We start from the raw sequence: 13571 nt of genomic DNA, 5'->3' as shown, positions 1-13571 counted from the left end.
AGACATTCCGGCGATTTCACCCGTTCCCGTCCAGGGTCGCCAAATCGTCCTCGGTGAGCTCCAGCGCGGCCGCGGCGACGTTCTGTTCGAGGTGCGCGACATCGCCGGTGCCGGGGATGGCGAGGACGTGCGGGCCCTGGTGCAGGGTCCACGCGAGCCGCACCTGCGCCGGGGTGGCGTCGTGGCGGCGGGCGACCTCGGCCACCCGCGCGTCCTCCCCCGTCGCGCTCGCGACGGCGAAGAACGGCACGAAGGCGATCCCGCGCTCGGCGCACATCCGGACGAGTTCGTCGTCCTCGCGGCGGGCGGTCAGGCCGTACTGGTTCTGGACGCAGACGACGGGCGCGATCGCGAGGGCCTCGGTGAGGTGCTCCGGGCCGACGTTGGAGATGCCCAGCTCGCGGATCAGCCCGGCGTCGCGCAGTTCGGCGAGCGCGCCGAAGCCGTCGGCGAGCGAGCCGGTGCCGCGGTCGAGGGCCTGGCCGATCCGGTAGTTGACGACGTCGAGGTGGTCGAGACCCAGCGCGCGCAGGTTCTCTTCGACCTGGGCGCGCAGCTGTTCGGGCCGGGCGGTGTGGAAGGTGCCCTCGAAGTCGCGGCCCGGACCGACCTTGGTGGTGAGGACCAGGTCGTCGTACGGCGAGAGCGCGCGGTTGATCAGTTCGTTCGCCGAGCGCGGGCCGGCGAAGTAGAACGCGGCCGTGTCGATGTGGTTCACGCCGAGCTCGACGGCGCGGCGCAGCACGGCGAGCGACGTCTCGCGGGCGCGGATGCCACCGTCCGATGTGGACATCAGGCGCATGGCGCCGAACCCGAGGCGGTTGACTTCGAAGGAGCCGAGCTTCCAGGTGCCCGCCGCGGCGGCGGGGAGCGTGTTCGTGGTCATGGCACCAGCCTTCCGGCGGAGGCCGCGTGACCACCGGGTTTGGCAGGTTGCTGCCACACTGGAACACGTGGAGAAGGTGACTGACGTCGTCATGGTGCGCGGCGAAGCCGAGCTGTTCGAGCGGACCGCGCATCTCTTCGAGCTCGCGACGGAGATTTCCTGCGCGGCGCGCGACCTGCACACGTGGTCGGTGGCGCACCCGAGCGCGCCCGAGCGTGAGCAGCAGGTGCGCGGGATGACCGTGCGCAAGATCTACCAGCCCGGCGTGCTGTTCGACGCCGGATTGGCCGACCACCTGCGGCAGATCGCCGCGCACGGCGCCCGGATCCGGATCACCGAACGCGAGATCAACGAGACGATCCTGCTCGACCGCCGCATCGCGATCGTGGCCGGCGACCAGGTCGGCGGCGTCCGCGGCTACACGGTGATCAGCAGCCCGGGGTTGGTGCAGGGCATCCAGTCGCTGTTCGAAGCGGCCTGGCACGCCGCGACCGACCTCGAGTCCTACCAGGCGCGGTTCGCCGAGCTGGGCGCGCAGGAGATCCTGGAGCAGCTGGCGTCGGGCTGCAAGGACGAGACGGCGGCCCGTGCCCTCGGCGTCGGCCTGCGCACCTACCGGCGCCGGGTGGCGGAGCTGATGGAGCTGCTGGGCGCGTCGTCCCGGTTCCAGGCCGGAGCACGGGCCCGCGAAGCCGGCTTGCTGTGAAGGCCCCCTCACCGGCTTCCGGAGCCGGTGAGGGGGTTTTCACGGACTTGCGTCAGCGGCCCTGGTTCGCCACCGCGGCGGCGGCTTCCTTGGCGGCGTCGGGGTCGAGGTACTCGCCACCCGGCTTCACCGGCTGCAGGTCCTCGGTGAGGTCGTAGCGCAGCGGGATGCCGGTCGGGATGTTCAGGCCCGCGATGTCGGCGTCGGAGATGCCGTCGAGGTGCTTGACCAGCGCGCGCAGCGAGTTGCCGTGCGCGGCGACCAGCACGGTCTTGCCCGCGCGGAGGTCCGGCACGATTTCGGACTCCCAGTACGGCAGCAGCCGCTCGACGACGTCCTTCAGGCACTCGGTCAGCGGCGCCTGGTCGCCGAGGCCGGCGTAGCGGGGGTCGCCAACCTGGCTCCACTCGTCCTGCGGGTCGATCGGCGGCGGCGGGGTGTCGTACGAGCGGCGCCAGAGCATGAACTGCTCCTCGCCGAACTCGGCGAGGGTCTGCTTCTTGTCCTTGCCCTGCAGCGCGCCGTAGTGGCGCTCGTTGAGGCGCCAGTCGCGCTTCACCGGGATCCAATGCCGGTCGGCGGCGTCCAGCGCGATGTTCGCGGTGGAGATCGCGCGGCGCAGCAGCGAGGTGTGCACCACGTCCGGGAGCAGCCCGGCGTCGGCCAGCAGCCGGCCGCCCTGGCGGGCTTCGCCCTCGCCCTGCTCCGAAAGCGGTACGTCCACCCAGCCGGTGAACAGGTTTTCCGCGTTCCACGTGCTCTGCCCGTGCCGCAGCAGCACCAACGTCCCGATCTCGCCCATCCCTGCCCCTCCACCACCCTCAACCGAGGCGCTCCGCGCCGCTGTGTCGTTCTAGCCTGACAGCCTGCCAGAACGCACCACGCGACCGAGTGGTGACCTCCGCCGCAGCATCCGTCCTACGCAGAGTGTGTTACCGCGAAGTAACACCTCACTCTTCGACAAGTCCTCCCGCCAACAACGCGCAAAAATCCGACCACAGACTGCACACCGTTATCGACATTTCGAAAATTCACTCGAACGGGCTAGCCAGTAGCCTTGTGATTACCGGGCGGGATCTGACAGGTTGGCTACGTCCCGAGCGGCCGGATTCCACGCACTCCCCGGCCGGATTCGGGCATTGACCGCGGCTCGTCTCCCCCCTGCCGGGCCGCGGCCCGCCGGCCCCGTTGACACCCCCCTCGTCACCGGGTCCTGATCGGCGGGAACTTCAGCGGGGCGGCTCGAGATCGCGACTCCCCCTCCCTCGAGCCGTCCCGCCTGTTCCCCTCAGCTCTCGCCCGGCTCCGGCGCCGCCGCCACCGGACGGCGACGGCGGTGCAGCCACCAGCCGAGCCACCCCAGCGGCACGAGGAACAGCAGGAACGGCGCGAGCGCGCCCAGCACGGTCAGCAGGCCGCCGCCGAAGACGAGGAACGCGTGCCAGCCACCGGCCAGCCCGCCGAGGAACCCGCCGTGGTCCTCCGCCGGCGGCGGGGGCGCGGCGACGCTGCGGATGGTCATCGCCACGGTCGCCATCGCGACGCTGCCGGCCAGCGAGTTCCGCTGCTGTTCGAGTGATTCCAGGGTCGCCTCGCGGCTCGTCAGCTCGCCCTCGACCGAGGCGATCTCGGACACCGACGTCGCCTTCGCCAGCAACGCGCGGATCCGCTCCACCGACGCCCGCTGCGTCGCCAGCCGCGCTTCGACGTCGACGACCTGCTCGGTCACGTCCTGGGTGTTCAGCTCCCGCTTCACCATGCCGCTGCCCAGGTGCGACAGCTGGTCGAGCACGCCGTCGAGCTTGTCCGCGGGCACCGCGAGGTTGAGCGTCGCCAGCTCGTCGCCCGTGCTCTCCTGACCGGTGTAGCCGCCGGCGCCCAGCGCGATGCCGCGGGCCTGCGCGACGACGTCGACCACCTTGGGGGCGGTCAGTTCCAGCCGGGCACTGCGCGAAAGCTTGCGTTCGGTGGCGCCCGGCTGCGGCGGGGTCACCTTCTCCGGCCCGGATTTGCCGGCGCCCTGCTGCGGCGCCGCAGGCACCGGCCCGGAACCGGCACTGTCCGCCGTGGACGATTTGCTCTGCTGGGCCGCCGAGCAGCCCGCCAGCACGAACGCCACGCCCACGACCGCGAGCCCGGCTCTCCATCGAGTCCGCATCCTGCGTCTCCCTCCAGTTCGGCTGGCGGGGAGACGGATGTCCGGTTCAGGGCCGTTGCACGGCCCGGGTCACGACTCGGTCAAGCCCGGTTCGTGCGGCTTCCCGGGCGCGACGAGGTGCTTGAACGCCTGGAGGTTGGCCAGGGATTCCCCGCGGGAGACGCGCCAGTCCCACTCGCGCTTGATCGACGTCGCGAAGCCGATCTCGAGCAGGGTGTTGAAGTCGCCGTCGGCCGCTTCCAGCACCTGGCCGAGCACCTTGTCGAGCTCGTCGGCGCTCATCGTCTCCTTGCCGAACCGGCCGACCAGGTAGATGTCCCCGAGACTGTCCACTGTGTAGTGAACGCCGTAGAGCTTCGCGTTGCGCTGCAACAGGAACCGGTAAACGTCCTCATGGGACTCATCGGGGCGGCGGCAGACGAAGGCCTCCACCGAAAACGCGTGGTCGCCGTCGACCAGCCACGCGTTCGTCTGCAGCTTCTTCGTCCCCGGCAGCGTGACGAAGTACTTGCCCGGCCCGCGCTTGTCGTACTCCAGCCCCGCCGAGTCCAAAGTAGACTGGATCAGCTCGTCCAGGCTCACACCGCCACCTCCGCGCGCAGGTCCAGCGCGCGGGAAAAGGCGCTGGTGGCCTGAGCATAGATGTCCAGGAGCGCGTCCGTCGTCCGGCGCCAGGAGAACCGGCGCGCGTGCACGACGGCGTTGGCGGCGAGTTCGGCGCGCCGGTCCGGGCGGAGCGCGACCGCGGCCAGCGCGTCCGCCCACTCGTCGGCGCCGTGCCCTGGCACCAGCAGCCCGGAGACGCCGTGCGGCACCGCCACCGGCAGCCCGCCGACCTCCGCGGCGACCACCGGCGTCCCGCAGGCCTGCGCCTCGAGGGCGACCAGGCCGAACGACTCGTTGTAGCTGGGCACCGCGACGACGTCGGCGGCGCGGAAGACGCGGGCGAGGCGTTCGCCCGGCTGCGGCGGCAGGAACCGGACCTGCCCCTCGATGCCCAGCGAAACGGCCAGCTCGCGCAGGGCCTGCGGCTGCTCGAGCCCGGTCCCCGACGGCCCGCCGACGATCAGCACGACCAGCCGCGAAGCCAGCTCGGGGCGGCGGCTCAGCATCGCGGCCGCGGCGTGCAGCAGCACGTCCGGCGCCTTGAGCGGCTGGATCCGGCCGGCGAAGGCGAGCACGACGTCGTCGGCGGCCAGCCCCAGTTCGGCGCGCGCCACGGACTGGGAGCCCGGCATGAAGCGCTCGAGGTCGACGCCCGGCGGCACGGCGTGCACCGCGTCCGGCTCGGCGTCGTAGAGGTCGATGAGCTGACGCGCCTCGACCGCGGTGTTGGCGACCAGCCGGTCGGCCTCGGCGACCACCTGCTCCTCGCCGATCACGCGGACGCGCGGTTCCGGCTTGTCGCCCTCGGCGAGCGCGGCGTTCTTGACCTTCGCCAGCGTGTGCGCGGTGTGCACCAGCGGCACGGACCAGCGGTCGCGGGCGAGCCAGCCGACCTGGCCCGAAAGCCAGTAGTGCGAGTGGATGAGGTCGTAGTAGCCGGGTTCGTGGAAGGCTTCGGTCCGCAGCACGCCGGAGGTGAACGCGCACAGCTGGGCGGGCAGCTCGTCGCGGCCCAGCGGCTCGAACGGGCCGGCCTGCACGTGCCGCACGGTCACCCCGGGCGCCAGCTCGGCCACCGGCGGCTGGCCGGACGCGGTCGCGCGGGTGAACACCTCGACCTCGACGCCGCGGCGGGCCATCTCGGTCGCGGTCTGGCTGACGTAGACGTTCAACCCGCCGGCGTCGCCTGTCCCGGGCTGCTCGAGCGGCGAGGTGTGCACGGACAGCACGGCGATCCGGCGCGGGCCGACCGCTTTCGGGGGGTCCAGGGGGGCTCGCCCCCCGGCTGGGGTCTGGGGCTCGGCCCCAGACAGCCCAGCGCGGAACCCCCGGATGTTGCTGGTCACCTGGTCGTCTCCTGCTGCTTCAGCATTCCTCGGCGAACTGCCGGAGCACCGCGTCGAACTCGGCCGCGGACTCGGCGAAGGGCGCATGCCCCCCGTCAAGGAACCAACGCCCGGTGGCACCCGGAATCTTCCCGAGGGCGTGTTCGGCCGCCGAGGGCTCGATCACGCGGTCGGCCGTGCCGTGCACGACCAGAGTGGGTTTGTCGATGCCGGCCAGCACGTCTTCGCTGCCGACGTCCCGGCGGAACAGCGCCGAACGGACCGAAGGGGGCACGCTGAGAGAGGCGCCGAGCAGGGCTTGGACCTGCGCGCCGGGCACCGGGCCGGTGACCATCCCGCGGCTGAACGCGGTGAGCGCGGGGACCGCGATGTCCGGATCGTCGGAAAGCATCGCCCGCAGGTGCTCGCGCATCAGCGCGCCGACGCGGCCGCCCGGCCGGTCGCGGCCGATTTCGGTGATGGCGCCGACGAGCACGAGCCCCCGCAGGCGTGCGGTGCCGTGCACCCGGATGTGGTCGGTCAGCACCAGGCCGCCGTAGGACCAGGCGACGACGATCGCGTCCGGGCCGGCGAAGTCGAGCACCGCGGCGAGGTCGTCGGCCCAGACCTGCGGGTCGTCATAGCCCGAGGCCGGGACGTCGGAGGCGCCGTGGCCGCGCAGGTCCATCGCGACCAGGCGGAACCGCTCGGTCAGCGCCGGATCGGCCAGCTGCGCGGCCCAGCAGCCGCCCGACTGCGCCCAGCCGTGCACGAACACGATCGGCCTGCTGTTTTCGGCGCCCTCGACCTGCAGGCCGAGCCGGACTCCGCCGTGCCCGACGACTTCGGTGCGCACGGGCTACTTCGCACCCAGCCCTTGCCAGGCCGCCCAGCTGTAGTTCCAGTCCTTGACGTCCGAGGCCATCGGCGGGCTGAGCTTCGAGCCGGTGATCTCGACCGGGTCGCCGATCATCGCCGAGTCGAAGAAGTCCTTGGCGTCGGCTTCGAGCAGGTTGACGCAGCCGTGGGAGTTGTTGTTCTTCCCGATGTTGGCCGCGTTGTCCTGGTTCTCGTGGATGTACTCGCCGTGGTTGGAGAACCGGCAGGCCCACTTCTTGTTGACGTTCGTGTAGCCGTAGCGGGCGTTGTCGAACACCGCGGTCGGCTCCCTGGTCATGATGATGTAGGTGCCGTTCGGGGTGTTGCGGTCGACCTCGGCGTCCAGCCCGTTCGCGCACGGGTAGCTCTTGACCTGCGACCCGCCGCGGTAGACGCGCATCTGGTGGTCCGGGGTGTTGACCTTGACCACCTGGTTGCGGCCGATCTTGAACTTCGTGGTGACGTCGGCCTTGCCGTACGCGCCGCCGCCCAGGTCGACGCCGTAGAGCTTCGCCTCGACGTTCACGGTGATGTTCTGCGGCCAGTACTCCTTCGGCCGGTAGTCGACCTGGCTGTCGGACAGCCAGCCCCACGCGCCCTCGACCTCCCCCTTGTCCGTCTTCACGGACAGGGCCTTCTCGACCGCGGCGCGGTTCTTCACCGGCGACTGGAACTTGACGCTGATCGGCATGGCCACGCCGACGGTCTGGTTGTCGGCCGGGTTGAGCGTGGCGCGGACCTGCTTGGCCGGGGCGATCGTGGCGAAGCTGCCCTTGAACTCGACCGGCTTGCCGTCGGAGCCGGTGGCCTTGGCGGCGTAGGTGTAGGTCTTGCCGTAGCCGAGCGGCTCGGAGCTGGTCCAGGTGAGGCCGTCGGGCGAGAGGTCGCCCTTGACCTCCTTGCCGCCGTCGGCGCTGAGCTTGCACTCGGTGAGCTTGCCGTCGGCGACCTTGAGCACGGCGGGCTTGAGCACCGGGACGTCCTTGGTGTCGGCGGCTGGCTCGGCCGTGATCTTCGCCACTGGCTGCGCGCCACCGCCCTCACCGTCGCTGTTGGCGCCGGTCGGCTTGGCGGTCCCGCCCGTCTCGCTCGAACACGCCGCGGCGACCAGTGCGGCCCCAGCGGCCAGAGCAGCCTTGAAGACCGTACGCCGTTCGATCACCGCAACCTCCTGAAATCCCCCGCCGACCAGCGGGCACACGCTCTTAGCGCTGGTAGCCCGGCCGACGTTACCCGTCGAAAGGTAAAAACCATCCGATCAGGCGGCGTTGCCTTTGTCGACAAAGACGTCCTACACACGTACGGGTTGCCCGGTTTGGCTCAAATCACGCAGTTGATCAGCAGCGGTTCGGGGTGCAGCCGGACGCCGAAGCGCTCGAAAACGCCGTCGCGGACCTCGCGGGCCAGGGCCAGCAGGTCCTCCGTCGTCGCGTCGCCGCGGTTGGTCAGCGCCAGGGTGTGCTTCGTCGACAGCGAAACCCGGTTCCCCGGACCGGGGTACCCCTTGCCGAAGCCGGCGCGCTCGATCAGCCAGGCCGCGGACAGCTTGACGCCACCGTCGGCCGGGTACTGCGGCGTTTCGGCGCCGACGACCGCCGTGATCCGCTCGAGCACCGCTTCGGCCTCGGCGCTCGGCACGATCGGGTTGGTGAAGAACGAGCCGGCGCTCCACGTGTCGTGGTCGTCCGGGTCGAGCACCATGCCTTTGCCGCGACGCAGCTCGAGGACGGCTTCGCGGGCTTCGGCGGCCGGGACGCGGGCGCCGATCTCGACGCCGAGGGTGCGCGCCAGCTCGGCGTAGCGGATGGGCGCGGAAAGGCCGTCTTCGCGGACCTCGAAGCGGACCGAGAGGACGACCCCGGTGTCGGTGCCCTTGAGGACGCTGGTGCGGTAGGCGAAGCCGAGTTCGCCGGCCTTGAGCGTGCGCACTTCGCGCGTCCCGCGGTCGTACAGCTCCACCGAGACGATCGACTCGGCGACCTCGCAGCCGTACGCGCCGACGTTCTGGATCGGTGTCGCGCCGACGCTGCCGGGGATGCCGGAAAGGCATTCGAGCCCACCCAGCCCGGCCTCGACCAGCGCGGCGACGAACGCGTCCCAGTTCTGGCCGGCTTGGACCTCTACGCGATCGCCGTCGCGGCGCCAGCCGGTGTTCGCCACCTCGACGAGCGTGCCGTCGAACCCCGCGTCGCCGACCACCAGGTTGGAGCCGCCGCCGAGCAGCAGCACCGGCTCGCCCGCCGCGTCCGCCTCGCGGACCGCCGCGATGAGATCTTCGCTGGTCACGGCGCTGACGAACTGACGGGCCGGGCCGCCGAGACGCAGCGTGGTGTACGCGGCGAGCTTCGGGAGAGCGGGAGTTCGAGCGGAGTTCACGCGTCTGACGGTACTGTCCGGCTCATGGGATCCCGGATCGAGCACCGTGCCGAGTTCGCCGCCGACGTCGCGTCCACGTACGCGGCCGTCGCCGGCGAAGAGGCGCTGCGGGCGCGCCTGGAGGAGCTCGGTGGCCACAGCGCGGCGCTCCTGTCCTACGAGGTCTCCGGTTCGGACCTGCGGTACGAGCTGCGGCAGGGGATCAGCGCGGACAAGCTGCCGCAGGCGGTGCGGACGCTGCACAAGGGCGACCTGCTGGTGACCCGCACGCAGACGTGGCGGGTGAGCAACGACGGCACCGGGCGGCAGGGCAACGCAACCGTCGAGGTCGGCGGCGTTCCGGGTGATATCAGCGCCCGGACGGCGTTGCTGGCCAACGGTGACAAGACGGTCCTGCGGATCAGCGGCGAGGTGACGGTCCGGATCCCGCTGTTCGGCGGGAAGCTGGAGAGCGTGATCGCCGAGCAGGTCACGAAACTGCTGGAGCGCGAAGCCGAATTCACGGCGAAGTGGCTCACCGAAGCAAACTGACGCCGGTCGGCGCGCCGACGCGCGGCACGACCAACCCGAACCGCCTGCGCCGGGTCGACCGGTGGATCGCGTCCGCGCCGGCTACTTCCCGGCTGCTGCGCTCGGCCGAGGCACCCCTGGTCGTCGACCTCGGGTACGGCGCTTCCCCGGTGACGACGGTCGAGCTGGCGCGGTGGCTGCGCCGCGTCCGCCCGGACGTCCGGGTGCTGGGCCTGGAGCTGGATCCGGTGCGGGTGGCCGCCGCGCAGCCCGCGGCATCGCCGCCCCTGCTGGAGTTCCGCCGCGGCGGCTTCGAGCTCGCCGGGACGCGGCCGGTGCTGGTGCGGGCGTTCAACGTGCTGAGGCAGTACGCCGAGGACGAGGTCGCGGGCGCGTGGGACCTGATGCTCGGCTCGATGCCCGCCGAAGGCCTCTTGGTCGAGGGCACCTGCGACGAGATCGGACGGCTGTCGACGTGGGTCCTGGTCTCCCGGGCCGGGCCGGTTTCGCTGACGTTGTCGATGCGGCTGGCCGGACTGGAAAAGCCGTCGATGATCGCCGAGCGGCTGCCGAAGGCGCTGATCCACCGGAACGTGCCCGGTGAGCGCGTCCACTCGCTGTTGTCCGAGCTGGACGCCTGCTGGGCGACGGCGGCACCGCACCAGGCGTTCGGGGTGCGCTCGCGCTGGCTGGAGACGGTCCGGCTGCTGGCCGCGCGGGGCCGGCCGGTGCTGGGGCCGCCGTCCCGGATCCGGCTGGGTGAACTGACGGTTCCCTGGGCCGCCGTCGCCCCGGGCTGAACGTTCATCGAGGCACCCCCGCTCCGTCACCCACAGGTGACCTTCGGTGATCACCATTGAGCCGTGGAACTCCTGGGCCAGGTCACCGAGCTGCTGCGCGATGCGCTCGGCTCGCCGTGGCTGTGGGTGCTCGTCTTCGCGGTGTCCGGGTTGGACGCGCTGCTGCCCTTCATGCCCAGCGAGACCACGGTCGTCACCGTCGCCGTCCTGTTCGGCCCCGATCCCGCGCACCTGACGCTGCTCGCCGCCGTCGCGGCCATCGGCGCGTGGGCGGGCGACTGCCTGGGGTACGTCGTCGGCCGGGCGGCCGGGCCGCAGGCCATCGCGCGGCTGCAGCGCGGCCCCGAGGGACGCCATCGCTACGAATGGGCCCGTGACCAGGTGCGCCACCACGGCGGCCTGCTGATCATCGCCGCCCGCTACCTGCCCGGCGGGCGCGTGGCCAGCGCGCTGGCCAACGGCAGCCTCGGCTACCCGCTGCGCCGGTTCGTGCCGCTCGACCTGGCCGGAGCGGCGATCTGGGCGGCGTACAGCGTCCTGATCGGCCTCGCGGGCGGAGCCGCTTTCGCCGACGAGCCGGCGAAGGGCCTGCTGTTGTCCTTCGGACTGGGCCTGGGCCTGGTCTTCGCCATCGAGACCGGCCGGCGGCTACGGTCGGCGCATGCTCGAAGCGATCGACGTCCACGCCGACGGGCTCAAGCGGGCGGCGCTGGCGGCCGGACCGTCGGCCCGGGTGCCGAACTGTCCGAAGTGGACTGTCCATGACCTGGTGACGCACCTCGCGTTCGTGCACGGGTTCGCTGTCGGCCTGGCGGTGAACCGGCCTGTGAAGCCGGCGCCACCGGAAGACTGGGAAGACGTGCTCGGGTGGTGGGACGGGCAGCGCCTGGCTCTGCGCGAAGCACTCGGCCGCGACCCGGAAGCCCCGGCTTTCTCGCCGTACCCGGGCTTTTCCGTGACGGTCGGCGACTGGACGCGGCGGATGGCGCACGAGACGGCGATCCACCGCCTCGACGCCGAATCGGCCCTCGAAGACGGCCCGCGGACCCGCTTCTCCCCCGCCTTCGCGAACGACGGGATCGACGAGTTCCTGACCTACCTCTGCCCGCGCCTGGGCCGGAAGGCCGATGTCCGCGTCACGACACCGGAGCGCACGTGGTCCCTCGGCGAGCCCGGCGCGGAAGTGTCCGGCGCCGCCGACGACGTCTACCGGGCGCTGTGGGGCCGTCCGCACCGGGCGTCCGTCACGGGGGACCTCGCACCGCTCGCGGCGCCCTGACCAGCGCCAGGGAGAATGCCGGGGTGACCGCTCCCGAACGCCGCTACGTCATCACCTTCGGCTGCCCCGACCGCACCGGCATCATCGCCCGGATCTCCGGGTTCCTCGCCGAGCACGGCGGCTGGATCGTCGAGGCGGCCTACCACACCGACCCGGACACGGGCTGGTTCTTCACCCGCCAGGTGGTCCGGGCCGACTCGCTGCCCTTCGACGCCGCCGAGCTGCGCGCCCGCTTCGGCGAGGTCGCCGCGGAACTGTCCGCCGAGTCGAGCTGGCAGGTCAGCGACACCGGCGAGCGGCGGCGCGCGGTGATCCTCGTCTCCAAGGCCGGGCACTGCCTGTACGACCTGCTCGGCCGCGTCGCCTCCGGGGAACTCGACGTCGACGTCGCCGCGGTGATCGGCAACCACGACTCACTGGCCGACATCACCCGCGCGCACGGCATCCCGTTCCACCACGTGCCGTTCCCGCCGGGCGACAAGGCCGGGGCGTTCGCGCAGGTGCGCAAGCTGGTCGGCGAGCACGACCCGCACGCGGTGGTGCTGGCCCGGTTCATGCAGATCCTGCCCGCCGACCTCTGCCGCGAGTGGGCCGGGCGGGCGATCAACATCCACCACAGCTTCCTGCCGTCGTTCATCGGCGCGAAGCCGTACCACCAGGCCCACACGCGCGGTGTGAAGCTGGTCGGCGCGACCTGCCACTACGTGACGGCGGACCTCGACGCGGGCCCGATCATCGAGCAGGACGTCATCCGCGTCGACCACGGCGACTCGGTCGAGGACATGGTCCGCAAGGGCCGCGACATCGAAAAAGTGACGCTGGCGCGCGGCCTCCGGTGGCACCTGGAGAACCGCGTGCTGGTGCACGGCAACCGCACCGTGGTGTTCTGACGCGGTTGCCGTGCCCGGTGTCACGCGCCGATCGTCTTGGCGTCGATGACGAACCGGTAGCGCACGTCGGAGTTCTCGATGCGCTCGTAGGCCTCGTTGACCTTGTCGGCCGAGATCGTCTCGATCTCCGCGCCGATGCCGTGCTCCGCGCAGAAGTCCAGCATCTGCTGGGTCTCGGGGATGCCGCCGATCATCGAGCCGGCCAGCACCCGGTTGGCGCCGATCAGCGAGAAGGCGTGGTAGGACAGCGGCTCGCCGGGCGCGCCGACGTTCACCATCGCGCCACCGACCCGCAGCAGGCCGAGGTAGGCGTCCACCGGCAGCTTGGCCGACACGGTGTTGAGGATGAGGTCGAACTTGCCGCGCAGGACGTCGAACGTGGACTCGTCGCCGGTCGCGTAGTAGTCCTTCGCGCCGAGCTTGAGGCCGTCCTCCCGCTTCTTGAGGCTCTGGCTGAGCACGGTCACCTCGGCGCCCATCGCGGCGGCGATCTTGACGGCCATGTGGCCGAGCCCGCCGAGGCCGATCACGGCGACCTTCTTGCCGGGGCCGGCGCCCCAGTGGTGCAGCGGCGAGTAGGTGGTGATGCCCGCGCAGAGCAGCGGTGCGGCGACGTCGAGTTCGATGCCCTCCGGGATGCGGAGGACGAAGGCGTCCTTCACGACGATCTGGTTGCTGTAGCCGCCGTAGGTGTTCTCGCCGTCGAAGCCGACACCGTTGTAGGTCTGGATGTTGCCCTTGAGGCAGAACTGCTCGGTGCCGGCCAGGCAGTATTCGCACTCGCCGCAGGAGTCGACCATGCAGCCGACGCCGACGCGGTCGCCGACCTGGTACTTCGTGACGTCGGAGCCGACCGCGGCGACCACGCCGGCGATCTCGTGGCCCGGGACCATCGGGAAGATCGCCTGGCCCCAGTCCTCCTTCGCCTGGTGGAGGTCGCTGTGGCAGATGCCGGCGTAGGCGATGTCGATCAGCACGTCGTCGGGGCGCAGGTCACGGCGCTCGATCGTGGTCGGCGCCAGCGGCGCGCCCGGCGCCGGAACGGCGATGGCGTGCGTGGTGGTGCTCATGGAACCCTCCAAGGTCAAGTACCGTTGGTTCGTAAGAGGTCTCTTACATTCTACGTAAGAGGGGTCTTACTTATTTCCGTATCTCG

15 protein-coding genes are annotated in these 13571 nt (G+C 71.3%); 6 read left to right on the top strand and 9 right to left on the bottom strand.

Annotated features, from left to right (window positions below; all coding sequences use genetic code 11):
* Positions 1-16: 16 nt before the first annotated feature.
* Positions 17-886 (bottom strand): oxidoreductase, encoded by an 870-nt coding sequence (locus ISP_RS02350; RefSeq protein WP_013222394.1) that lies wholly within the window; start codon positions 884-886, stop codon positions 17-19.
* A 67-nt stretch (positions 887-953) separates the two neighbouring features.
* Here ISP_RS02350 and ISP_RS02345 point away from each other — a divergent pair, with 67 nt between their 5' ends.
* Complete coding sequence (locus ISP_RS02345; protein WP_013222393.1) at positions 954-1592, top strand: response regulator transcription factor; 639 nt, start codon at positions 954-956, stop codon at positions 1590-1592.
* A 52-nt stretch (positions 1593-1644) separates the two neighbouring features.
* On the opposite strand, the gene ISP_RS02340 is transcribed toward ISP_RS02345, so the two are convergent.
* From ISP_RS02340 to ISP_RS02310, 7 genes are all read right to left on the bottom strand, one after another.
* On the bottom strand, positions 1645-2394 hold the full coding sequence (locus ISP_RS02340; protein WP_013222392.1) for a phosphoglyceromutase: 750 nt from the start codon (positions 2392-2394) through the stop codon (positions 1645-1647).
* A 486-nt stretch (positions 2395-2880) separates the two neighbouring features.
* On the bottom strand, positions 2881-3750 hold the full coding sequence (locus tag ISP_RS02335) for a DUF4349 domain-containing protein (protein WP_176742052.1): 870 nt from the start codon (positions 3748-3750) through the stop codon (positions 2881-2883).
* A gap of 69 nt (positions 3751-3819) precedes the next feature.
* Positions 3820-4332 carry a type III secretion system chaperone family protein gene (locus tag ISP_RS02330; RefSeq protein ID WP_013222390.1) on the bottom strand — a complete coding sequence of 171 codons (513 nt, stop codon included), beginning with the start codon at positions 4330-4332 and terminating at the stop codon, positions 3820-3822.
* Positions 4329-5624: a D-inositol-3-phosphate glycosyltransferase gene (mshA, locus tag ISP_RS02325; RefSeq protein WP_176742053.1), complete on the bottom strand. Its 1296-nt coding sequence runs from the start codon at positions 5622-5624 to the stop codon at positions 4329-4331. Before mshA ends, ISP_RS02330 begins: the two co-directional genes overlap by 4 nt.
* A gap of 97 nt (positions 5625-5721) precedes the next feature.
* Positions 5722-6537: an alpha/beta fold hydrolase gene (locus tag ISP_RS02320; protein ID WP_013222388.1), complete on the bottom strand. Its 816-nt coding sequence runs from the start codon at positions 6535-6537 to the stop codon at positions 5722-5724.
* A gap of 3 nt (positions 6538-6540) precedes the next feature.
* The gene (locus ISP_RS02315) at positions 6541-7722 is read right to left on the bottom strand and encodes a L,D-transpeptidase (protein WP_013222387.1); all 1182 of its coding nucleotides are present in this window, start codon (positions 7720-7722) and stop codon (positions 6541-6543) included.
* A gap of 158 nt (positions 7723-7880) precedes the next feature.
* A complete protein-coding gene (locus tag ISP_RS02310; RefSeq protein ID WP_013222386.1) occupies positions 7881-8936 on the bottom strand; it encodes a UDP-N-acetylmuramate dehydrogenase in 1056 nt (351 codons plus the stop codon).
* A gap of 24 nt (positions 8937-8960) precedes the next feature.
* Here ISP_RS02310 and ISP_RS02305 point away from each other — a divergent pair, with 24 nt between their 5' ends.
* The 5 genes from ISP_RS02305 (at position 8961) to purU (ending at position 12415) form a co-directional block, all read left to right on the top strand.
* Positions 8961-9467: a DUF2505 domain-containing protein gene (locus ISP_RS02305; RefSeq protein WP_013222385.1), complete on the top strand. Its 507-nt coding sequence runs from the start codon at positions 8961-8963 to the stop codon at positions 9465-9467.
* Positions 9446-10246, top strand: a complete 801-nt coding sequence (locus ISP_RS02300) for a hypothetical protein (RefSeq protein ID WP_013222384.1) — start codon at positions 9446-9448, stop codon at positions 10244-10246. Before ISP_RS02305 ends, ISP_RS02300 begins: the two co-directional genes overlap by 22 nt.
* 63 nt (positions 10247-10309) lie before the next feature.
* A complete protein-coding gene (locus ISP_RS02295; protein ID WP_013222383.1) occupies positions 10310-11011 on the top strand; it encodes a DedA family protein in 702 nt (233 codons plus the stop codon).
* Positions 10908-11525 (top strand): maleylpyruvate isomerase family mycothiol-dependent enzyme, encoded by a 618-nt coding sequence (locus ISP_RS02290; RefSeq protein ID WP_071831404.1) that lies wholly within the window; start codon positions 10908-10910, stop codon positions 11523-11525. Before ISP_RS02295 ends, ISP_RS02290 begins: the two co-directional genes overlap by 104 nt.
* Positions 11526-11548: 23 nt before the next feature.
* The gene (gene purU / locus ISP_RS02285) at positions 11549-12415 is read left to right on the top strand and encodes a formyltetrahydrofolate deformylase (protein ID WP_013222381.1); all 867 of its coding nucleotides are present in this window, start codon (positions 11549-11551) and stop codon (positions 12413-12415) included.
* Positions 12416-12435: 20 nt separating this feature from the next.
* Here the strand turns inward: purU and ISP_RS02280 are convergent, their stop codons facing one another.
* Positions 12436-13485 (bottom strand): NAD(P)-dependent alcohol dehydrogenase, encoded by a 1050-nt coding sequence (locus tag ISP_RS02280; RefSeq protein WP_013222380.1) that lies wholly within the window; start codon positions 13483-13485, stop codon positions 12436-12438.
* Positions 13486-13571 lie beyond the last annotated feature (86 nt).

Source organism: Amycolatopsis mediterranei (assembly GCF_026017845.1).
Lineage (GTDB): Bacteria > Actinomycetota > Actinomycetes > Mycobacteriales > Pseudonocardiaceae > Amycolatopsis > Amycolatopsis mediterranei.
This window is presented reverse-complemented; position numbering and strand designations above follow the sequence as displayed.